The sequence below is a fragment of the Paenibacillus whitsoniae genome, assembly GCF_003955665.1.
GTDB classification, from domain to species: Bacteria; Bacillota; Bacilli; order Paenibacillales; family NBRC-103111; genus Paenibacillus_E; species Paenibacillus_E whitsoniae.
The window spans coordinates 49,840-71,654 of the sequence record NZ_RXHU01000018.1; the positions used below are offsets into that span (position 1 = coordinate 49,840).

Sequence of the window (21,815 nt, forward strand, 5' to 3'; positions counted from 1 at the left end):
GGTGAAGATAGACCATGAGCGCCTATTGTTTGGCAACGTATCGGAGCTTCGACGAGAAGGCCGATTTTCATAAAAAAGCGCAGGGCATCGCCGTCGGACTGACGGTCGGTTCCTGGACAGAGCTTCCGGAAGCGCAAAAAGCAAGTATGGAGAAGCACCTGGGCAAAGTGGTCTCCGTTGACGTACACGAGCCCGCTGCGGGCGAATCGCTGTCGGGTCGGTATGCGGACATTACGATCGCGTATCCTGACGTCAATTTTAGCCGTGACATACCAGCACTGCTCGTGACTGTGTTCGGCAAGCTGTCCATGGACGGCAAAATCAAGCTCATCGATCTCAAATTCTCTACCGACTTCCTCGCGGGCTTCCCGGGTCCGAAATTTGGCCTTCAGGGCGTGCGCGACCTGCTTGGCGTGCATGATCGTCCGCTGCTCATGAGCATTTTCAAATCCGTCGTGGGTTACGAGCTTCCGGCTCTGCGTGAGCAGTTTTATCTGCAAGCCGCTGGCGGCGTTGATCTCATCAAGGATGACGAGATCTTGTTCGAGAACCCGCTGACACCGATGGAAAAACGCATTGCCGTCTGCCTCGAGGCCGCCGAGCAAGCATCGAAAGAAACCGGCCAGAAGCTGCTCTACGCAGTTAATTTGACGGGACCGACTTCGCAGCTCGCTGCCCGTGCGAAACGTGCGATCAGCGAAGGCGCGAACGCTCTGCTGTTTAACGTGCTGGCCTACGGCTTCGATGTGCTGCACGAGCTCAGCACCGATCCGGCCATTAACGTGCCGATCATGGCGCACCCGGCCATGGCTGGCGCCACCTATCCGTCGCCGCATTACGGCATTGCCGCATCCGTGCTTTTGGGCAAATTGATGCGTATCGCCGGCGCGGATCTTGTGCTCTTCCCTTCCCCTTACGGGTCGGTCGTCATGCCGAAGGAAGAGAATCTCGCCATTAAGCAGGTGCTTTTGACACAAGATTTGCGTAATGATTACAGTTATCAAGCGGAGGCTGACGCTTCTTTGAAGCTGGCAACGAGCTTCCCGGTACCGTCCGCAGGCATTCATCCGGGGATTGTTCCGTTAATTTTGCGCGATTTCGGAACTGACGTGATCGTCAACGCAGGCGGCGGCATCCACGGTCATCCGATGGGGACAATCGCCGGCGGTCATGCGTTCCGTCAAGCGATTGACGCAACGCTGCAAGGCGTTCATTTGCGAGACTATGCCCAAACACATCCAGAATTAAAAGCAGCTATCGATACTTGGGGGATTAAAGAATGAGCAAGGAACGCATCATTTTTTGCGATTTTGACGGCACCATTACGGTGAACGATAATATCGTGGCGATTATGAAACATTTTAAGCCTGAAGGCTGGGATAAAATTGTAGATGACGTCATCGCGCAGCGCGTCTCGATTCGCGAAGGTGTCGGCGCGATGTTCGCTCTGCTGCCTACAGCCAGGAAGAAGGAAGTCGTCGATTATGCCATTGGGAACGCGGTCATTCGCGACGGCTTCAAAGAATTTGTGGCCTACTGCCGCGAACAGGGCATCAAGCTGCTGATCACCTCCGGCGGCATCGATTTCTTTATTTATCCGCTGCTGGCGGCGTTTGACATCCCTCGCGAGCATATTTACTGTAACGCCTCCTCCTTCGAGGGGAACACGATTGAAATTTTGTGGCCGAACGCGTGCGACGACCAATGCACGAACGATTGCGGCATGTGCAAAACCAGCATCATCCGCTCGTACGACGCTGAACGCTACGAACGCATTATTATTGGAGACAGCATAACGGATTTTGAAGGTGCCAAGCTTGTTGATACGATTTTTGCCCGATCGCATTTAATCGACCGATGTGAACAACTGGGGTATCCGTACTATGCTTTTGATACCTTCTTCGACATTATGAAGCAATTGGAGGCTGAACCGGTCCTATGACGATTCGATTGGAAGATAAACAGCGTGCGTATGCGGAACTGCGCGACATTAAAGCGAACCTCGCGGCACGAGGTTGGTTCCCGGCGACAAGCGGCAACTTGTCCGTGCGGGTGGGTGATTTTGAACCGGGGGCGTTCACGTTTGCAATTACGTCCAGCGGCAAAGACAAATCCGTGTCTACACCGGAAGACTTTCTGCTTGTGAACGAAAAAGGTGTTGCGGTCGAAGCGACAAGCCTCAAGCCGTCTGCCGAAACGCTGATTCACAGCGAAATCTATCGCTTAACCGGCGCAGGCGCCATTTTCCACGTACATACGGTGTTCAACAACCTGGCGTCCGAACTGTACGCGGAGCGCGGCTCCATCCCGGTTGACGGTGTGGAGCTTATCAAAGGCTTCAACATTTGGGAAGAGGAAGCACAGATCGAGATTCCGATCCTGCCGAACTACGCGGAAATCCCGCGTATCGCCGAGCTCGTCGAGGGCGCGCTTGTGCCTCGCATTCCCGGCATCGTGCTGCGCAAGCACGGCATCTACGCCTGGGGCGCGAACGCGTTCGAAGCGAAACGCCACCTGGAGGCGTTCGAGTTCTTGTTTGAGTATGTGTATCGGCTGCATTTGTTGAAGAAGTAGCGGTTGTGTAAGGCGCTCGACCCGGTTGATCGGGTCGGGCAAGTTTTGCTTTTTGGGAAGTATCCCTTTCGCTCAGATCGAGCTTACGTCTCACCTCACGATAACCTCATCCACCAGTCGTCACGATTAACCGTTTCTCCACTTGCCTTTCTCCACAAACATGCTACTCTACTCCAATTCACCTCAACCACCAGCCGTCACGATTAACCGTTCCCCGCTTGCCTTTCTCCACAAACATGCTACTTTACTCCACTCACCTCACCATCCGTCACGACTAACCGTTTCTCCGCTTGCCTTTCTCCACTAACATGCTACTCTTTTCTACTCACCTCCCTAGCCGCTCCTTCCCCGAGATGTCGTTAGTTTAGGCCCAAACCGCATAAAGAAATCACCACTTAGTCGCCGCCGTGCTAGCTGCCCACACCTACACTGCTCCTCAAGCGAACTGGAATTTCTCCAGTATATTTTTATGTTTTCACCCAAATCGGGGTGTTGAAATGGAATTCCTACAGTATATTAGCCCTCTTGGCAGCGATTCTCTCTAAAACCACTGAAATAAACTGGAGCTTTTCCAGTTCAGCTGGCACGTGAGCAGTTTCCCAAAGAAATAAGCTGGAGGTTTTCCAGTTCATGGACACGCACAACATCTTAACTGGTCTGAAGCAGTCTCCCCCTTCCCATCCAACTCTCGAAATTCGGGGGAGAGGGTGCTGCGGCTGATCTGTATACGGCCTGAGCCTGGGTCTCAGTCTGAGTCTCGGTCTAGGGTCTAGGCCTGCGTCTGAATTTGGGTCTGGGTCTGCGGGGTCTGAATCTGGGTCTGCGCTTGTCCTTGACTCGCACTTGGCTCCCAGCCCACAAAAAAACGCCACTCCCCCGCTCCATGCGGGGAGGTGGCGTCCTCGACGTCCTCGGTATCTTCTCTATTCTCCTGCTTCTCGCCGTCCTCCACGCCCCTACCGCGACTGCCGGAACCGCTGCGCATACTCCTTCGCCTGATCCGGCGTAGAAACGCGATTGCGGCTCCAATCAAGCAAGATCCGGTCAATGTACCGGAAATGCACTTTGCCGGCAAATACGGCCTCTTTCAGCGCCGAGAGAATAAGTTCTTCCTTGTACTGATCCCTGTCCAGCCAATTGGAGATGGTCTCCAGCTCCATCGGTGTCAACGGCCGCGCAAATTCGCTCTCGAACGCGGTAAAAATGTTCCGCGCCGTCTTGTCCTCAAACGGCGCAGACGGCCGAATCGCGGCCAGCTCTTTGAGCTGCTGCTCGGCCACCCGCTTCGCCAGCTTGAGGTAGAGCGGCTTCAGGTTATACTCTTCACTGATCAGCCGCGTGGCCTCGTCCGTCTTTTCGTCGATGGCGATGAAGCGTTCGTGGATCAGCTTTTGCAAGCTGGCGATTACCAATTCGGGCGCCGCCGACATGCGCGCTTGAATTTCCTCAATCGTCGGGAAGCTCTTCTTCTCTTTATCCACGAACCCGATCAAATGGATGAGCGTCATCACGTCGATCTCGCTCAGCTGCATCCCGCGATAGTGTTTGAGCAGCAGCGAGGGAACGGACACCGTCCCCTCCTCCAGGCTGCTTAGCAGAATCGCTTCGGCTTTTTGCTGCAAATTTAAAGTACCGCTCAACCGCTGCTCCCCCTTTCTTCTCTCACAGTCACCTTATCACGCCACGGCACCCGCCACAGAAGACAAGGACTCCCTGCCAACATCCAGAGAGCCCGCCCAATTAAGGGTACAAACGATACAGCAAGCGAGGGAACGGGATCGTCTCCCGCACGTGATCCAACCCGCAAATCCACGCGACTGTGCGCTCCAGGCCAAGCCCGAAGCCGGAATGCGGCACCGTGCCGTATTTCCTCAAATCCAGGTACCACTGATACGCTTCCTTCGACAAGGAATGCTCCTGGAACCGCTGCTCCATCAGCTCCGGATCGTCGATCCGCTGGCTGCCGCCGATAATCTCGCCATACCCCTCCGGTGCGATCATATCCGCACACAGCACGACTTCCGGACGGGAAGGATCGGGCTTCATGTAAAAGGCTTTAATCTCCGTCGGCCAATGCGTAATGAACACCGGCGTCTCATATTGGGCGGCAATCGCCGTCTCATGCGGAGCGCCGAAATCTTCGCCCCATGCGAACTCATGCCCGTTCTTTTGCAGAAAATCAACCGCTTCATCATACGTAATCCGAGGAAAGCGTCCCTGGATCTTCTCCAGCTTCGAGGTATCCCGCTCCAGCGTCTCCAACTCCGCCTTGCAGTTCGCCAGCACCGTCTGCACGATGTGCGAGACAAACTGCTCCTGAACCTCCAGGTTCTCTTCATGGTTCACGAACGCCATTTCCGGCTCAATCATCCAGAATTCGATCAAATGGCGGCGCGTTTTCGATTTCTCTGCACGGAACGTCGGACCGAAGGAATACACCCGGCCTAAAGCCATCGCCGCCGCTTCCATGTACAGCTGCCCGCTCTGCGTCAGGAACGCATCCTCATCAAAATACTTCGTGTGGAACAAATTTGTCGTCCCCTCACACGAAGACGGCGTTAGAATTGGCGGATCCACCAGCTGAAAACCGCGCTCATTAAAAAACTGCTGCACCGCCTGGATAATTTGCGCCCGGATCACAAGCACCGCGCGCTGGCGCGGGGAACGAATCCATAGGTGACGGTTATCCATCAGGAAGTCAACCCCATGCTCCTTCGGTGTAATCGGGTACTCCTCCGTAAGCTGAATAATCTCAACACCGGTGACATCCAGTTCAAAACCGCCTTTACTTCGCGTGTCCTCTTTCACTGTCCCCGTCACGTACAAAGAGCTTTCCTGTGTCAATTTGGAAGCGGCTTCCCAAGCCTCCTCGCTGACATCACTCTTCACGACGACACCTTGTATGTATCCGGAACCGTCTCTAAGCTGTAAAAACTGGATTTTACCGCTCGACCGTTTCTTATTGAGCCAGCAGCCGATTGTCACCGATTCGCCGACATGATGTTTGACCTCGTTGATTGTAGATTTCATGCGCGTGCTACCTCCTTCAAACTTAACCTCTCTCTATTGTACACGATTTCCAATCGGTTAAGACAATCCTTGAACAAGATTATACGTATCCTGTGCGATGACCCATTCCTCATTCGTCGGAATCACAAGCACAGCTACCATGGACGCCGCCGTCGAAATCCGGCGCTCCGCCGAACTGCGTACTGCATTCGCGTCCGCATCAAACGCCACACCCAAATAGGTAAGCTGCTCGCACACTGCTCGCCGCAGCTGTGCCGAGTTCTCGCCGATGCCCGCGGTGAACACGATCGCATCCACGCCGTTCATACCTGCGGCATAAGCCCCGATATATTTGCGCAGCCGGTACGCATACATGTCAAAAGCAAGCGCAGCGTTCTTATCGCCCGCTTCCATCGCCTCGACAATCTCCCGCATATCGCTGGAGATGCCGGAGACCGCCCCGAGCCCGCTGTGCTTGTTGAGCATGGAATTGACCTCACCTAAGGTCAATTCTTCTTTGCCCATCACGTAGGGCACGATGGCCGGGTCCAGATCGCCGCTGCGCGTGCCCATCATCAACCCTTCGAGAGGGGTCATCCCCATGCTCGTATCCACGCTCTGGCCGCCGACAATGGCGGCGCAGGAAGCTCCGTTGCCGATATGGCACGTGATGAGCTTCAGCTCTGCCAGCGGGCGTCCAAGCAGCAAGGCCGCACGCTCGCTCACATATTTGTGCGACGTGCCGTGAAACCCGTAACGGCGTACTTTATGTCTCCGGTAGAGCGCCATTGGCACCGGATACAAATACGCCTGCGCCAGCATCGTCTGATGGAAGGCTGTGTCGAACACGACGGCCTGCGGCACGCCGGGCATTGCCGCTTCCGCCGCCATAATGCCAAGCATCGCGGCCGGGTTATGGAGCGGCGCCAAATCGAACAGGCGGCGAATCTCTTTCTTCACTTCGTCGTTCACGAGGACGGAGTGTTTGAACGCTTCGCCGCCGTGTACGACCCGGTGGCCGACCGCATCGATGTCGGACATGGCGGACACAACGCCTTGCTGCGGATGCGTGAGCAGCTCGACTACACGCCGAATGGCGCTCGTATGCTCCAGAATTTCCTTCACTTCGTGAAATTCGGCGCCGCCGGCAGGCTCGTGTGTTACGATCGCTGTGTCCATGCCGATGCGTTCGACTTTGCCTTTGGCTAGCACAGAGGCATCTTCCATGCGAAACAGCTGATATTTAAGCGAGGAACTGCCGGCGTTAATGACGAGTACGTTCACAGCCGATCACCGTCCTTATCGTAGCGGAAAAAGCCGATGCCGGCCTTCGTGCCCAAATGCCCCGCCCGCACCATCTGCTTGAGCAGGAAGGAAGGTCGGTATTTAATGTCTCCGTACTCGCGGAACATGCCTTCGAGTGCGGCGAGCACCGCATCCAGCCCGAAGCGATCGCACATTTCGAGCGGGCCGTATTTGAAATCGTAGCCGATTTTCATCGCTTGATCGATGTCTTCCGCCGTTGCGATGCCCTCAGAAAGCGTATGCATCGCTTCATTAATCAGCGTACAGATCAGCCGCGTCGTAATATACCCCGGCGACTCATTGACGGCGATCCCTTTTTTATGCAAATGATCGTCCACAAACTGCTGCGTAAGCCGATACGTTTCGTCGGAAGTTCGCATCGCGCGGACAATTTCGACCAAGCCGACTTTCGCTACCGGATGCAGAAAGTGCAGCCCGATGACCCGTTCCGGGTGCGTTGTCACCGCGGCAATTTCCGTCACGCTCAGCGTCGATGTATTCGTTGCCAGCAGCACGTGCGGCGGACAATATTGATTAAGCTGAAAAAACATATGTTTCTTGGCGTTCAAATCTTCCGAGATCGACTCGATCACGAGGTCGCACTCCGCCATTTCATTCAGATTGGAGGCGCGTTTGATTTTCGACAAAATGGTCTTCTTCTCGCTCTCCGTAAGTGCCCAGCGCTCAATTTGCTTGTCAAGGGAGATCGTAATATTCGCAACCGCTTGATCCAGTTTCTCAGGCGTCTTCTCTGCAAGAAGAACGTCCAGCCCTTGTGCGGCAAGCATTTCCGAAATGCCCTGTCCCATGGTGCCGCCGCCGACGACACCGATTTTTTTAAATACCATGCCGACTACTCCTTCAAACCGCGAAATAAATAGAAAAAGGACGGGTCCCCCCGCAAAAGGGAGCCGTCCTTCTATTATGCACTTTCTGAGACCGAAGCGCCAAACAAAGCGCGAAAAGTTTCGCCGGAAATCACTTCTTCGTTCATCAAAACGTCAAAAGCTTGTTCAAAAACTTTTCGTTGGACACTCAGCATCGCTTTTGTCCGCTCCATAAGGCCGTCGAGAATCGCCGTATTTTCCTTCATGAGTTCTTCCTTCGTAACCATATCGCGATCGATAATGCCAAGCGACGTCAGGCCGGAATCCATCATATTGCGCACCATCGAAAGCGCCTGTTCAAAATCGTTACGGGAACCCGTGGAACGCCCGCCATATATGATCTCTTCCGCCGCCGCGCCGCCAAGCGCGATCATGATCTGTTCTTCAATGTACGATTTGGTGTACAAATATTTATCGCCCGGCGGGTTGTGGCGCACATAGCCGAGCGCTTTGCCCCGCGGACTGACGGTCACTTGCGACACGGAGCCAGGGCGCACAAGCTCGGCGATTATGGCATGCCCAAGCTCGTGGTAGGCAACACGTTCTTTCTCTCCGGCCGCCGCCTCTTTATCCGTACGCTCGCCCATCATCACTTTGTCGATCGCGGATGCCAGATGCGTCTGCTCGATTGCCGTTTTATCTTCCCGCAACGCATAGATCGCCGCTTCGTTCAGCACACCTTCAAGCTGCGCGCCGGAGAAGCCGAATGTCTGATCCGCCACCTTCTCGAGCGATACGCCATCTGCAAGCGGCTTGTTCTTAGCATGAATGTCGAGAATGGCAAGGCGCCCTTTTTTATCTGGCAAATCCACTTCAATGTGACGATCAAAACGACCCGGACGCAGCAAGGCGCTATCCAGCATCTCTTTACGGTTCGTTGCAGCTATAATCAGTATGCGCGGCGCATCGTTGGTATGAATACCGTCCATCTCCGTCAGGAGCTGGTTCAGCGTCTGATCATACTCGCGCTGTTGGCCGCCGTCGCGTTTACCGCCGATAACATCGATCTCGTCAATGAAGATGATCGCGCTGTTCTTGCCTTCTTTCGTCGCCTTTGTTCTCGCTTCTTTAAACATATCCCGAACACGGCTGGCGCCCACACCGACATACATCTCAACAAACTCGGAACCGGAAGCTGCTAGGTAGACGGAATTCGTATAGTGCGCTGCGGCTTTCGCCATCAGCGTTTTCCCCGTGCCCGGAGGACCAGTCAACAGCAAACCTTTCAGGGGACGAATGCCCAGCTTTTTGATTTCTTCATGCTTGATCAGAAAATCGAGCGCTTCAACAAGCTCTTTCTTTGCCCGATCCTGCCCGCCAATCTCTTCAAAAGTCAGGAAAGACGGCGTCCGGCTCTTGCTCTTCCGATCTCCGCCTCCTGCAGCGATACCCGCTCCGCCGCGGTTTCTAATAACGTAAAACAACGTGACGCCAAGGGCGCAAACAAACAGAATCGGGATCACATTCACCCCGAGAAATGCCAGGAAAATAAGCAGCACCGGAACGATGCCGATGCCGATTTCTTTCATCATTTTACTCATTCGGCCACACCCCCATTTGGGTTACTCTAGGCAGCATAATGAATTTGGTTGCTTCACCGTCAGTCAAACGAATATACACATTCTCATCGTCCATCTCGCTGTCGACCTTAAGATTCGGCATATCAGTCGCATATTTCTGCAGCGCCACCGGAATATCCGCATAGTGCTTCGTCTCCATCGCCTGCGCGACTTCAAACAGCGCTTTCGACCACCAAGCATCAAGGCTCGCCGAGGTATTGTCTTTCACTTTGATATTGACGGTGCGTTTTCCAACAATCGAAGCCCCGTCCTTCTTAATTTGCTGCACAACCGCACGTAAATTTGCATCCGCATTCAGCGTCAGTTCAATGTCAACTTGATTCGACGATAAATTCATGGTCGAACTCGCTACGCCAGGCACGGCGTCGATTTTGTTAGATAAAGGATTTTCCATCGCAAAGCTTGTATAGGCGAACCAGCCTCCGAATAAAACACCAGCTGAAATGATAACACTCAAAATAACAGGCAAAAGACGCAGTTTCATCCGTTAGCGCCCACCTTTCTGTTCATAAATTAAGTTATTTTCTCGCGGGCAGTCCGCGTTGTCGGCGTTCATCTGCTATACAAAGAGTATATCACTTTGATCTATCAAGTACCTTATGCAATCGGTGGAAACTGCCGAAAATAGAAAAACTCAGCCTGCTACTGCAGACTGAGCCTAAACGTATCCAAGAACGCGCCGTCCTTGAATTTGTAATAATCGTAGTAATACCGCGTATGGTCATTTTCCTTTTGCTTATAAAACACTTCCCATACATATTCACTGCCTAACTTACCGGGCATGATACGCTCAATAGATGCATTCGGCGCTTTTTTCAGTACGGCACTTCGGGCCTGCTCTTTCGTGAACCCTTCGCTCGTCATCTCGGCGTGAACGCCGCCTTCAGAGATCCATACGATCATCGGCTGGTTCAGCTTGTTTTCGCCATATACAATCTGGACGGGCTCATCCCCATAGAAAAAATCCACGTTCGTCGCTTCGGTCATCATGCTGCCTGCAAATGCCTTCTCGACGGCAACCCGTTTCTCATCCCAATGTTTGCCCTGCAAATTAAGATAAAAGCGGCTGAGCACGATGCCCAGCGTCGCGACAATAAATACGCCAAGCACGATCCACCGCCATCGCCATCGCTTCGTTTTCATTCGTTCGCCGCGCATCTTCTAGCCCTTTACCAGCGTGTCGAAGCATGCCGCAAACTCACGCTTGATTCTTTCTTCGTCCAGGGTCAAACACTCTCCTTTGCGGACAACCCACTTCCCGTCGACACAGACGTCGACCACATCTTTCGCGCAAGCCGAGTACACGATATGGGAAACGAAATCCGTCTTCGGCAGGAAGTGCGGTTGATCGATGTCGAGTGCAACGAAATCAGCTTTCATCCCGGCTTCGAGTGTGCCCACGTCCTCCAGCCAGATCGATTCCGCTCCCATCTTCGTGCCGATATGCAGCGCCTGCGCCGCGGGAATCGCAAGCGGGTCGCCCGAGACGCCTTTATGAATAAGCGCCGTCAGCCGCATTTCTTCGAACATATCCAGGTTGTTGTTGGACGCGGCGCTGTCTGTTCCCAAGGATACCTTAACCCCAGCTTTCAAAAGCTCCGGCACCCGCGCCACACCGCTCGCCAACTTCAAGTTGCTGCCCGGATTATGAGAGACGCGAACGTCATACTTCGCAAGTACCTCGATCTCTTCGTCGGTGAGGTGAACACCGTGCGCGACAAGCGTCGGCCGCGTGAATACGCCGAGCTTCTCTAGATGCGCAACCGGTCGCGCCCCGTATTGCTCCACATTCGCTTCAACCTCGCGGCGCGTTTCGGACATATGCGTATGGATCGGCAAATTAAGATCATGCGCTGCGCCCACGATCCGCTCAATGTAATCCGGCGGACAGGTATAAGGTGCATGCGGGGACATCATCGTCGTGATGCGGCCTTCTGCTGCGCCATGCCAGGAGCGGGCGAATTCCGTTGCTTCAATCAGCTTCGCTGTCTGCACATCCGGCGGACATAAGCCGATGACACCGCGAGCCAGCACGCCGCGCATGCCGGAAGCTTCTACGGCCTGCGCCACCTCATTCATATGATCATACATATCCACAAACGTCGTAGTGCCGCCTTTGATCATTTCCAAGATCGCCAGCTGAGTGCCCCATTTGACGTCGTTTGCTGTAAATTTCGCTTCCATCGGCCACATTTTTTGTTCCAGCCAGATTTGCAGCGCCAAATCGTCCCCATAACCGCGCAGCAAAGACATCGCCGCATGACCATGCGTATTCACAAGACCTGGCATATACAATTTATTCGTGCCATCGATCACTTCATCATACGTTTCCAGCGGACCCGGACTTTGCTCACCGACATATGTAATGCGGCTGTCTTCTATTACCATAAACCCTTTAACAGAGACAGGCTTATCTTCATGATGAGTAATGAAAATTCCATTTGTAATGATTGTTTTTTTCATACTAAAAATCCCTCTCTATGCTCATTCTAAATACAAGGTTCACCCATCAACTTTACCTCGTGGAGCTTGTAAAATCAAGGAAAGTCCATCTATTAAGAAATTGTAAAATGTCACGTAATTTTCGTTGCTTTGGTGCCGTCAATTATGATACTTTTAATTTTGTGAGTTTTTTCTACAATTTGGTCCTTTGCACAACAAATTCGTTTAAAAACTTGTACATATCGAGTCAAAAATCACATAAAATCAGGTGAATTTGCCTCATATAGGAATATTTAGGAGGGTCTTCATGACAACGTTATTTACGAAAAAGAACGAAGTCGATTTCTTGCAGCTGCTCATTCGCGCCGCGGAGAACGCTTTGCAAACGGCTCAAATGTTTCGCACCGCGATGATGGGCGACAAACCGCCTGTCGAGTATGTGAACGCCATTCACGACCTTGAACATGCGGGCGACTCCATTACCCACGAAATTTTCAAAGGCCTCAACAAAGTGTTCATCACCCCGATCGACCGCGAGGATATTATTGAGCTTGCCTCAAAAGTAGATGATGTAACGGACGGCATTGAAGCTACCATCGCCCGTTTCGATTATTTAGCCGTTTCCCACACCGACAATTATATGAAGGATTTTTCCGCGGTCATCGTGGATTCCTGCCAACATATGCTGGATGCGTTCAAGCTGCTGGCCAAGAAAAAATATATGCAAATTCCCGAGCACACCGTTGCAATCAACTCGCTCGAAAACGACGGAGATCGCCTGATGCGGGAAGGAATTCGTCAAATTTTCATCACGAGAAAAGATCCGTACGAAGATTTCAAACTCAAAGAAATTTACGAGCGTCTTGAAGAAACGACAGATGCTTGCGAAGACGTCGCTAATATTTTGGATAGTGTAGTGCTTCGTTACTCTTAGGAAGACTCGCGTCAACGATGAGTTTGTCCGACAATCAACGATTTCCGTCGGCCAGACTCCCTGGAATAGCGAAGAAAGTTTTCTTTCGGGGAAACGTTTAGGAGGAAATCATGATAACCTATTTGATCATCATCGTCGTGCTCGCTTTGCTGTTTGATTTTATCAACGGCTTCCACGATACAGCCAACGCGATCGCAACGTCGATTTCTACGCGAGCCCTTAGTCCGCGCGTCGCCATTATCATGGCGGCTTCCCTGAACTTTATCGGCGCCGTCGTTTCATCTAAAGTTGCCAAAACGGTAGGCGGCAGCATCGCAGACCCGTCTAAAATCGAGAACGGCGTGGAAATTGTCATCGCCGCATTGCTAGCCGCGATCATTTGGAATCTGCTGACCTGGTATTTATCGATTCCGTCATCTTCCTCGCATACGCTGCTCGGCGCTTTGGCCGGTGCGGTCATCGCAGGAGCCGGATTTCATTCCGTCAATTGGAGCGGTTTCACGCAAATCATTATTATCTTGATTCTGTCTCCCATCATTGCCTTTGGATTAGGCTTTGTTATTATGGCGCTCATCAAATACATTATCATCCTGTCGGGCAATACGTCGCGCTCCAAGCTCAATCGGATTTTTCGTGGTCTGCAAGTCGTCTCGGCCGGCCTGCTGTCTTATTCCCACGGGGGAAATGATGCACAGAAAGCAATGGGAATTATCGTCTTCGGTCTCGTCGCCGCAGACATGCAGGACACTCTGGACGTACCGCTGTGGGTCAAGCTCGCCGCCGCACTTGCCATGGGCCTTGGCACATCCATAGGCGGCTGGCGGATCATCAAAACCATATCCGGCAAAATTGTAAAGATTGAGCCGATTAACGGTTTTGCCTCGGACCTCACGTCCTCGCTGGTCATTCAATTCTCCACGCATGTCGGCAAACCGCTGTCCACGACGCATGTTATTTCTTCCGCTATCATTGGGACAGGCAGTGTCATGCGGTTCCATGATGTGCAGTGGGGGACTGTAGGGCGGATGCTCATCACTTGGGTGATTACCATTCCGATTTCCATTGTGCTTTCCTACTTGATCTATTCGGTGCTGTTTAATCTGTTCTAGGCAGCCAGCCGAAGAAAAGCCGCCCTTCCGGCGCTAAACCGGGGGGCGGCTCTTTTTAATCCAAGTAATAGGCTAAGCTTTGCAACTCCGTTGTAAAATCCGCATAATGCACCCGCACCTCGCTAGGCACTTTAATGATCACCGGGGCGAAGTTCAGTATCGCCTCGATTCCACAAGCCACGAACTGATTGGCGACATTTTGCGCTTCCTCAGCGGGTACGGTAATGATGCCAATTCGGACGCCTAGTCGGGAAATGACCTCCTGCATGTCGCCCATTCCCTGTACGACGAGGTTGTTGATCACCTCGCCGGCTTTCCCCGGCATCGCATCAAATACCGCGACAATCTTCATATCGTTGCGCAAATACGTATTATAATTGCACAGCGCACGGCCCAAGTTGCCGGCGCCGACCAAAGCAACCGGAATATGCCGGTCCAACTTCAGGATCTGCCTGATTTTCTCGATCAAATAGCTGATATCGTAGCCGATGCCTTTTTTGCCAAACTCGCCGAAATACGCGAGATCCTTACGGATTTGGGCAGGATTAAGGTCCAGCTTCTGGCCCAAATCCTGCGACGATACCGTCGAAATATTTTTCATCGCGAGCTCATTGAGATACCTCAAATAAATCGGCAGCCGCCGTACGACGGCTTCGGAAATCTTTTGCGTTTTCATCCTCTCGCCCCTCCCATCCACTCTTCGATCCTCGGCAGCATTTGCTCCCTCGTCATGTGCTCAATCTTGGGGCCGGGCAGGGAGTAGAGAAAGTGTTTGCCGTAATACGTATCGATGACTCGCGTATCGTATATAATAACGATTCCTTTATCCGATGCTCGGCGAACGAGGCGTCCGAAGCCTTGCTTGAACCGAATGACCGCCTGCGGCACGGAAAATTTCATAAACGGATTTTCGCCTTTCTTCTTCAAATGCTCCGACTTCGCTTCGACAAGCGGATGATTTGGCGGCTGGAACGGCAGCCGGATGATAGCCAGACAGCTCAGCGCATCGCCAGGGATGTCCACGCCTTCCCAGAATGAGCTCGTACCCAACAGCACGCTCTTGTTGTTGTCCTGGAACATGCGCGTCAGCTTGCTGCGGTTGTTGCTGTCAACGCCCTGCCCCAAAACATTAATGCCGTCCGGCGTCAGCTCCTCCTTCATACCCGCATGCACTAGCTTCAGCATCCGGTTCGACGTGCACAGCACAAGCATACGACCGCCTGTGATGCGAGCCACTTGGCTGAGCGACTCAATCAGCGCCCCAATAAAGACGGGATCTCCCGCACCTTTAATCGTAGGAAAATCGCGCGGAATAACGACGAGCGCCTGCTCGCGGTAATTGAATGGGGACGGCAGCTGTACGGTCTTGAGCTTGCCTTCCTCTTCCCCCTCCGGCATCGTGAGCCCCAACTGTTCGGCGGAATACTGGAACGATTTATTGACCGAAAGTGTCGCCGACGTCATCACGATGCTGTCCTTGAGCTCAAAAAAATGCTGCTGCAGCTGGCTGCTGACATCGATCGGCACCGAAAGCAATTGCAGCGATTTCGCCTTGGCAAATGTGCTCGCCTCCATCCAATACACATATCCACTGTCAGCCATGTGCATAAAGAAATGCAGCGCATCCCGGTGCTCGTACAGTTCCTTCACCGAACCGTTCAGGTCGGTCACAAGCCCTTGCACACCCAGATCTTCCTGCTTCTCTTTGACTTCCGCCAGCATCTTGTCAAGCGACCTAAGCAGATCGTTCATCGTCAAGTAAATGTTGTCTTCCATAATCATCAGCTCGCGCCAACCTTCAGGAAGCGTTTCCGGTTTCAATCTCACCACATACGTTGAGGTTTCAAGCTGAGAAGGATCGCTGCTTGCCGAAGCGATCTCCACGAGTGCTTCGCTCAAGCGCTCCCAATCGTCCTTGACCGTGAGAATTTTGGGCAGCAGCGCATCGATCGTCTGAACCCATAGTTTTACCCTCTCCGCATGTTCGTCGGATTTTTGCAGACGGAACTTTAGCAAGGGCAGTTGACCGCTGCGGCTATCTTTGTACAACCAGACGAGCGAATGATAAAAAGCGGACGAATTCAGCTCAATCCCAAGATGCTTGGAAGCCACTTCTTCAAAATGATGCGCCTCGTCGATTACAAGGTGCTTGTAAGCGGGTAGAAGGCGGTTCTCAGCCTTCATATCGGTAAATAGAAGGGAATGATTCGTAATGACCACATCGGCGCTGTTCGCGTCATTGCGGGCTCTATGATAGAAGCATTTCTTGTACCACGGACATTTGCGATTCAAACAGGAATCCGAGTCGCTGGCCACGCTGTACCAGAACTGAGCCCCTTTATTGCCAAAGTTCAATTCTTCTTCGTCACCGTGCTCCGTTTCGCTGAGCCACACCACCATTTGCGCCGCGGTGATCGGATCTTCCTTGCCGTTCTCATAATCCCGCGTCGTCAACTTGGTCTCGAACTTGCGCAGGCATAAATATCGGCTCCGCCCCTTTAGCACCGAAGCCCGGAAGGCGAACGGGAAAATACTCTTGAGCAGCGGAACATCCCGCTCCCGCAGCTGCTCCTGCAAATTGATCGTATGCGTTGATACGACCACTTTCTTTTCATATTTCACGCCGTAATAGAGCGCCGGAATCAAATAGCCGAGCGATTTGCCCGTTCCGGTACCTGCTTCAATCATGAGATGCTGCTCGTTCTCGAGCGCCTTCTCGACTTCCTGAATCATGAGGTCCTGGGACGCCCGATCCTCAAAGATCTCAAATTGATCGCGCAGCGCCGCCTTGAGGCCTTCCTGAAATTCCTTAAACGAAGTACCCAATCCTTCGGTTACTTCCTCCTCGGTACGGATTTCTTCCTCTTCGCCCCAGTCGCCTACATTCAACGTAAACTGGCGGAAATAACGATGGCTTTCGGTATCCAGACTCGTAATCGATTCTTTGTAACGGCAAATTTCACTCAGAAACCAGCCGAGGTCCGTACCGACATCTTCGAAAATATGCGCAATTCGCTGCACGGTTAGTAGCGGCATGCTGAGCATCCTCTGCAGGCAAATGATCCACAGCTCTGCCGTCGCCTCGGCATCGCTGTCCGCCTGATGCGGCCGTTCATGGTCGATGCCGAACAGGCTCGCCACCATCCCCAGCTGGAGGCTGTTAATCGAAGGAAAGAGAATGCGCAGCATATCGATCGTATCCAGCACGCGGCCGCTGAACGCAGGGTACCCCGTTTTCGTGAGCGCCCGCTGCAAAAAAGCAAAATCAAATGCAGCATGATGTGCCACCAATACACAATCAAACAGAAGCGGAAACATATCCGCCATCACTTGCTCCAGTTTCGGCGCGTCCGCTACCATCTCGTCCGTAATGCCGGTAAGCGTTGTAATGGAAGAAGGTATACTGGTCCCTGGGTTAACCAGAGAAGTATACCTCTGCGTAATTTCAAATTCATCTATAATAACAAGCCCGACTTGAATGATCTCATCCGAGGACTGGCTTCCGGTCGTTTCAAAATCCAAGACTGCAAATTTCATAGCGTGTATCTTCAATCCCTTCGTCCTGCTACTCTCCTTAGCATACCAAATCTCGCAAGGAAAAGGGAATACCCCGCTTACGTTTTACGCTTGCGACTCATCCAGATTGATGAGCGGCTCTACCAGGGAAGGATCCGAGTGATAAGCTTTTTGAAAATATTCGAACGCTTTCTCCATATTATGATTCTGCACCTGAATGCAGCCCATCGCGCCATAGGATATAGCTTTCATCTTGGCGTTTTCGGTAAGCGGGAGCAGGAATTTGAAATGCTGGTACGCATCGCCAAACTCTCCCTTCCGCAAATGGCCCATGGCCAAATAAATGCGGGCGAGCAAAAAATCCGGCTGACGGCGAATCAGCACCTCAAACTCTTCAATAGCCTGATCGTACATAGACAGCTTATAAAAGCCTTGCCCGCGCAGGAACTCCTCCGTTTGCTTGCCGGCGAGATCCAGATCCATCAGCTCGTCATGTAAAGTTTGGGTGCTGCTTGGCACCGCGCCATAGAACTTTCCCAGCTTCTCCTCAAAAAGAAGCCAGGACTCGATAAATTCATCGCTCATCGTTTTGAGCACTTGCAGCTGTTCGTCGAGCTCCGCCTTTTTCTCCACATCGCTGTTCGGGTACTCCCGCTGGATTTCCTCCAGCACCTCATTCATTGTGGAAAATAAATGCTTAAACATTTTGGCATCCCCACCTTTGCTTCAAAAGCTTACCCTCATTCTGTGTAAACAGGGGGGATTTCATGCATGGCGGGCCTTTTTAATGCGGGTTCAAAAAGTCGGGTTTTCAGCACCGAGAAGGTTGCGAGAAACTGAAGAAGGAGGAGCGGAGTGTAGGCAAAACCTACATGGCTACCTTCCTTCGAAGCTGAACGCAAGATTCGATGCCGAATTCGCTTCCTGATTTGCTTCGTGATCAAAAGACGACTTTTTGAACTTCCTCTTTAAACAACGGTAGAATGTTCCTCTTCTTTTAGCAGTTGCACGACTTTATTGTTTTCGCCCATGATGGCCACGGTTGGTTTATGCGACTTCGCCTCTTCATTCGTCAGCATGACATATGACACGATTATAACGGTGTCCCCGGTCTGCACCAGACGCGCCGCCGCGCCGTTCAAGCAGATGACGCCGGAGCCGCGAGGGCCGGGAATAATATACGTTTCAAGCCGGGCCCCGTTGTTGTTGTTGACGATCTGCACCTTTTCATTCGGCAGCATATCAACCAGATCGAGCAAATCCTCGTCAATTGTAATGGATCCGATATAGTTCAAATTCGCTTCCGTTACGGTCGCGCGGTGGAGCTTGGCTTTCATCATCGTGCGAAACATGTTAGGTCACTTCCTGACTTGTGTAATAAGGTTATCGATTAGGCGCGTTTTTCCGAACTTGACAGCCACGGCAATAACAATCGTATCAGATAATGGGCTGGTTTCAAAAGGCTGCAAGGTTGGATACGTGAGAGCCTCGACGTAATCGATATCCGCGAGAGGCGCCGTACGGATGTGGCTTGAGACAAGGTCGACAAGCGCCTTTGAGGAGATTACCGCTTGCTTTGCGATGTAAGCTTCCGCTTTGTTAAGCGCTTGAGAGAGCACCAATGCTTGTTCGCGCTCATCCTGAGTCAAGTACACGTTCCGCGAGCTCATCGCGAGCCCGTCTTCCTCCCGCAGCGTCGGACAGCGTACGATCTCGACATCCAAGTTCAAATCCTGCACCATTTGCTCGATCACCGCAACCTGCTGTGCATCCTTCATGCCGAAAAACGCTTGATCCGGCTGCACGATATGCAAGAGTTTGGAGACGACCGTCGCCACGCCGTCAAAATGCCCCGGTCTGGACGCCCCGCAGAGCCGCTCCGTCACACCGCTTACGCTAACCGTTGTGCGTATAGGCTGCGGGTACATCTCTTCAACCGACGGCATAAAAACAAGATCCGCTCCCGCCGCTTCCGCAACCGCCAGATCGCGCTCCGGATTGCGTGGATAGCGCTCGAAATCTTCGTTTGGCCCGAATTGCAGCGGATTGACAAAAATGCTGAGCACCACGAGTCCGCTCTGGGCGCAAGCTTTTTTAAGCAGACTGGCGTGTCCTTCATGCAAATATCCCATCGTCGGCACGAAGCCGACCGTTTGCTCACTGCTGCGGCGGAACGTCTTGATTCGCGCGCGCAGCTCGGCAATCGTATGCACGACTGTGACTGTATGAACAGCTGCCATGGCCATCACTCCTTGTCTCCGTATAAATATTGAACGACGTCATTGTCCATATGGAACGTATTCTCCTGCGCCGGGAATGTGCGCGCCTTCACTTCTTTCACATATTCCCCAATCCCGTTACGGATAGTTTCCCCGATATTGGCGTACGTCTTGACAAACTTTCTGGGAGCACTGTCAGAACCATACTGGAGCAAATCATGGAAAACGAGCACTTGACCGTCGCAATTCACGCCTGCTCCGATGCCGATGGTAGGGATCGACAATTGCTTCGTAATCCACGCCGCCAATTCATCGGTCATCAGCTCCAGCACGACCATGAACGCGCCTGCTTCCTCAATCGCTTTCGCATCGGTTAGCAGCTTCTTCGCCTGCTCTGAATTGCGGCCTTGCACGCGGAAACCGCCGATTTGATGTACGGATTGCGGAGTAAGCCCTAAATGCCCGACGACAGGCACGCCTGCCTGTGTGATGGCTTTCACCGTGTGCGCGATCTCCGCACCGCCTTCCAGCTTCACAGCTTTGGCGCCGCCTTCGCGCATCAAACGTCCGACTGCTTCCATTGTCGCGTCTATACTGCCATGGTAGGTCAGAAACGGCAAATCAGCGACTACGAACGTATTCCCCGCTCCTCTTACCGCCGCGCGCGTGTGGTACACCATGTCGTCGATCGTCACCGGCAGTGTCGAGTCGTAACCCAATACAACATTGCCCAGCGAGTCACCGACTAGAATAACGTCTACGCCCGCTTCTTCAGCGAGCTTCGCGGACGGATAATCATACGCCGTCACCATCGTGATCGGCACGCCGTCTTCTTTCATCTTCCTCATTTTTGCGGTAGTTAGCGGCTTCTTCCGTTGCTCCATGGTAACACCAGCTTCCCTATAAAATAAAAAAACCTTTTAGCCGTGAGCTAAAAGGAACGCATGCAGAAAGAATCCAATGATCCTTCTGTCTCGGTCCTTACAGGCTCAGAGCAGAATCCAACATTACGATGAGCACATCAACATTCAGATGTCCTGACTTGCGCTAAGTGCAGTTCCTTCTCAGGATACCGCCTTATCTCGCTATTATACCAAAAATTTCGGCAAGCGAACACCCTAATCTATCCAAGATTTTCGATTAGGGTGCCGATGGAGAAGAGCAAGCAACATGGCCTGATCTATCGCAGCTCAATATCACCGGAGAATACTTTGATCCTTTCGCCTGCCGGAGTAAGCACCGTTAACGCGCCAGAGTCGTCAAGGCCTTCCGCTATTCCTTCAATCGGCCCTTGCGGCGTCATGGTCCGAATCGGACGGTGCAGCGTCACACTTTGCGCTTCCCAAAGCAGACGGATCGGAGCGAAGCCTTTCTCCAGATAGAGTGCGTACAACTCCTCAAACTCGAATAAAAACGTCTGCACGAGCTTTTCCCTAGAAATGAGGCTGCCCGATGCAATCGCCAGTGAAGTCGCAATCGGTCGCAAGGCTTCTGGGTAATCTTCAACAAGAAGATTCGCGGAGATGCCAATCCCCGCTATGACATACTTCAAGCGCTCATCTTCTCCGCTGCTCTCCAGCAGAATGCCGCTGATCTTTTTGCCGCCGATTAGCAGATCGTTCGGCCATTTGATGCCAACATCCACCGCGCATGTTTGCCCAATCGCCCGGCACAAGGCAACGGCGCACAGCAGTGTCAACTGCGGCATGAAATAGACCGGAATGCGCGGCTTCAGCACTAGGCTCATCCAGATGCCTTTGCCTGCCGGCGAATGCCACGCTCGTCCCATACGGCCGCGGCCGGCGGTTTGCATTTCAGCCAGCACCAGCGTACCTTCCTCTGCGCCGGAAGCGACCAGCTTATGGGCAATCGTCTGCGTCGAATCCACCTCGTCAAAGAGATGAACCTTCCGGCCGAGCACTTTCGTCTTGAGTCCCGCCAGCAGCTCCGTCAGCTGCCATTTGGCCGGCTTGCTTAGCAGCCGGTAACCCTTGCGCGGCGAAGCCTCAAACGTATAACCGCTGCTGCGCAGCTCTTCAATATGCTTCCAAATCGCCGTACGGCTCACGCCCAATCTGCGGCTGATTTCGGCCCCGGACACATAGGCATCCGGCGATTCCTCAAATAAAGCTAAGATGCGGTCGTTCAACGATAGACCTCCTTGATTGGTTGCGTCTTTGGGCTGATGCGTGCTTCCGCAAGCCACTTACTCAACATTACGACGGCTCCACCTTCATGCC

At 52.7% G+C, this 21,815-nt stretch carries 21 protein-coding genes; 5 read left to right on the forward strand and 16 right to left on the reverse strand.

Annotated elements, in window-relative coordinates; translation table 11 throughout:
- The first annotated feature begins 14 nt into the window (after nt 1–14).
- Genes EJQ19_RS07000 through mtnB form a run of 3 tightly spaced genes read left to right on the forward strand, consistent with a single transcriptional unit; the run spans nt 15 to nt 2,574 of the window.
- Nucleotides 15–1,283, forward strand: coding sequence for a 2,3-diketo-5-methylthiopentyl-1-phosphate enolase (locus EJQ19_RS07000; RefSeq protein WP_126140489.1), 1,269 nt, complete (start codon nt 15–17; stop codon nt 1,281–1,283).
- Nucleotides 1,280–1,942, forward strand: coding sequence for a 2-hydroxy-3-keto-5-methylthiopentenyl-1-phosphate phosphatase (locus tag EJQ19_RS07005; protein WP_126140490.1), 663 nt, complete (start codon nt 1,280–1,282; stop codon nt 1,940–1,942). The genes EJQ19_RS07000 and EJQ19_RS07005 overlap by 4 nt, the downstream gene beginning before the upstream one ends.
- On the forward strand, nt 1,939–2,574 hold the full coding sequence (mtnB, locus tag EJQ19_RS07010) for a methylthioribulose 1-phosphate dehydratase (protein WP_126140491.1): 636 nt from the start codon (nt 1,939–1,941) through the stop codon (nt 2,572–2,574). Before EJQ19_RS07005 ends, mtnB begins: the two co-directional genes overlap by 4 nt.
- Nucleotides 2,575–3,343: 769 nt before the next feature.
- On the opposite strand, the gene EJQ19_RS07015 is transcribed toward mtnB, so the two are convergent.
- The 9 genes from EJQ19_RS07015 to EJQ19_RS07055 all read right to left on the reverse strand — a co-directional run bounded on the left by EJQ19_RS07015 (nt 3,344) and on the right by EJQ19_RS07055 (nt 11,818).
- Complete coding sequence (locus tag EJQ19_RS07015) at nt 3,344–3,559, reverse strand: hypothetical protein (protein ID WP_126140492.1); 216 nt, start codon at nt 3,557–3,559, stop codon at nt 3,344–3,346.
- Complete coding sequence (locus EJQ19_RS07020) at nt 3,531–4,214, reverse strand: DnaD domain-containing protein (RefSeq protein ID WP_241242782.1); 684 nt, start codon at nt 4,212–4,214, stop codon at nt 3,531–3,533. The genes EJQ19_RS07015 and EJQ19_RS07020 overlap by 29 nt, the downstream gene beginning before the upstream one ends.
- Before the next feature lie 100 nt (nt 4,215–4,314).
- Complete coding sequence (gene asnS / locus EJQ19_RS07025; RefSeq protein ID WP_126140493.1) at nt 4,315–5,604, reverse strand: asparagine--tRNA ligase; 1,290 nt, start codon at nt 5,602–5,604, stop codon at nt 4,315–4,317.
- A 57-nt stretch (nt 5,605–5,661) separates the two neighbouring features.
- On the reverse strand, nt 5,662–6,867 hold the full coding sequence (locus EJQ19_RS07030) for an acetate/propionate family kinase (protein ID WP_126140494.1): 1,206 nt from the start codon (nt 6,865–6,867) through the stop codon (nt 5,662–5,664).
- On the reverse strand, nt 6,864–7,736 hold the full coding sequence (locus tag EJQ19_RS07035; RefSeq protein ID WP_126140495.1) for a 3-hydroxyacyl-CoA dehydrogenase family protein: 873 nt from the start codon (nt 7,734–7,736) through the stop codon (nt 6,864–6,866). The genes EJQ19_RS07030 and EJQ19_RS07035 overlap by 4 nt, the downstream gene beginning before the upstream one ends.
- A 74-nt stretch (nt 7,737–7,810) precedes the next feature.
- The gene (locus EJQ19_RS07040; RefSeq protein WP_126140496.1) at nt 7,811–9,316 is read right to left on the reverse strand and encodes an AAA family ATPase; all 1,506 of its coding nucleotides are present in this window, start codon (nt 9,314–9,316) and stop codon (nt 7,811–7,813) included.
- The gene (locus EJQ19_RS07045) at nt 9,309–9,839 is read right to left on the reverse strand and encodes a hypothetical protein (RefSeq protein ID WP_126140497.1); all 531 of its coding nucleotides are present in this window, start codon (nt 9,837–9,839) and stop codon (nt 9,309–9,311) included. The genes EJQ19_RS07040 and EJQ19_RS07045 overlap by 8 nt, the downstream gene beginning before the upstream one ends.
- A gap of 158 nt (nt 9,840–9,997) precedes the next feature.
- Nucleotides 9,998–10,498, reverse strand: a complete 501-nt coding sequence (locus EJQ19_RS07050; protein WP_126140498.1) for a cell wall elongation regulator TseB-like domain-containing protein — start codon at nt 10,496–10,498, stop codon at nt 9,998–10,000.
- A gap of 18 nt (nt 10,499–10,516) precedes the next feature.
- Nucleotides 10,517–11,818, reverse strand: coding sequence for an amidohydrolase (locus tag EJQ19_RS07055; RefSeq protein WP_126140499.1), 1,302 nt, complete (start codon nt 11,816–11,818; stop codon nt 10,517–10,519).
- Nucleotides 11,819–12,104: 286 nt separating this feature from the next.
- On the opposite strand from EJQ19_RS07055, the gene EJQ19_RS07060 reads away from it, so the two are divergent.
- Nucleotides 12,105–12,731: a DUF47 domain-containing protein gene (locus EJQ19_RS07060; RefSeq protein WP_126140500.1), complete on the forward strand. Its 627-nt coding sequence runs from the start codon at nt 12,105–12,107 to the stop codon at nt 12,729–12,731.
- Between the two features lie 110 nt (nt 12,732–12,841).
- On the forward strand, nt 12,842–13,840 hold the full coding sequence (locus tag EJQ19_RS07065) for an inorganic phosphate transporter (protein WP_126140501.1): 999 nt from the start codon (nt 12,842–12,844) through the stop codon (nt 13,838–13,840).
- 55 nt (nt 13,841–13,895) lie between these two features.
- Here the strand turns inward: EJQ19_RS07065 and EJQ19_RS07070 are convergent, their stop codons facing one another.
- From EJQ19_RS07070 to EJQ19_RS07100, 7 genes are all read right to left on the reverse strand, one after another.
- Entirely contained in the window at nt 13,896–14,516 is a 621-nt protein-coding gene (locus tag EJQ19_RS07070; protein WP_126140502.1) for a redox-sensing transcriptional repressor Rex, read from the reverse strand.
- Complete coding sequence (dinG, locus tag EJQ19_RS07075; protein WP_126140503.1) at nt 14,513–17,377, reverse strand: ATP-dependent DNA helicase DinG; 2,865 nt, start codon at nt 17,375–17,377, stop codon at nt 14,513–14,515. The genes EJQ19_RS07070 and dinG overlap by 4 nt, the downstream gene beginning before the upstream one ends.
- A gap of 84 nt (nt 17,378–17,461) precedes the next feature.
- On the reverse strand, nt 17,462–18,061 hold the full coding sequence (locus tag EJQ19_RS07080) for a tetratricopeptide repeat protein (RefSeq protein WP_126140504.1): 600 nt from the start codon (nt 18,059–18,061) through the stop codon (nt 17,462–17,464).
- A 263-nt stretch (nt 18,062–18,324) separates the two neighbouring features.
- The gene (gene panD, locus EJQ19_RS07085; protein ID WP_126140505.1) at nt 18,325–18,708 is read right to left on the reverse strand and encodes an aspartate 1-decarboxylase; all 384 of its coding nucleotides are present in this window, start codon (nt 18,706–18,708) and stop codon (nt 18,325–18,327) included.
- Nucleotides 18,709–18,714: 6 nt separating this feature from the next.
- Nucleotides 18,715–19,596, reverse strand: a complete 882-nt coding sequence (gene panC / locus EJQ19_RS07090; RefSeq protein ID WP_126140506.1) for a pantoate--beta-alanine ligase — start codon at nt 19,594–19,596, stop codon at nt 18,715–18,717.
- A gap of 5 nt (nt 19,597–19,601) precedes the next feature.
- On the reverse strand, nt 19,602–20,459 hold the full coding sequence (gene panB, locus EJQ19_RS07095; RefSeq protein ID WP_126140507.1) for a 3-methyl-2-oxobutanoate hydroxymethyltransferase: 858 nt from the start codon (nt 20,457–20,459) through the stop codon (nt 19,602–19,604).
- 296 nt (nt 20,460–20,755) lie between these two features.
- Nucleotides 20,756–21,724: a biotin--[acetyl-CoA-carboxylase] ligase gene (locus tag EJQ19_RS07100; RefSeq protein ID WP_126140508.1), complete on the reverse strand. Its 969-nt coding sequence runs from the start codon at nt 21,722–21,724 to the stop codon at nt 20,756–20,758.
- Nucleotides 21,725–21,815: the final 91 nt, after the last annotated feature.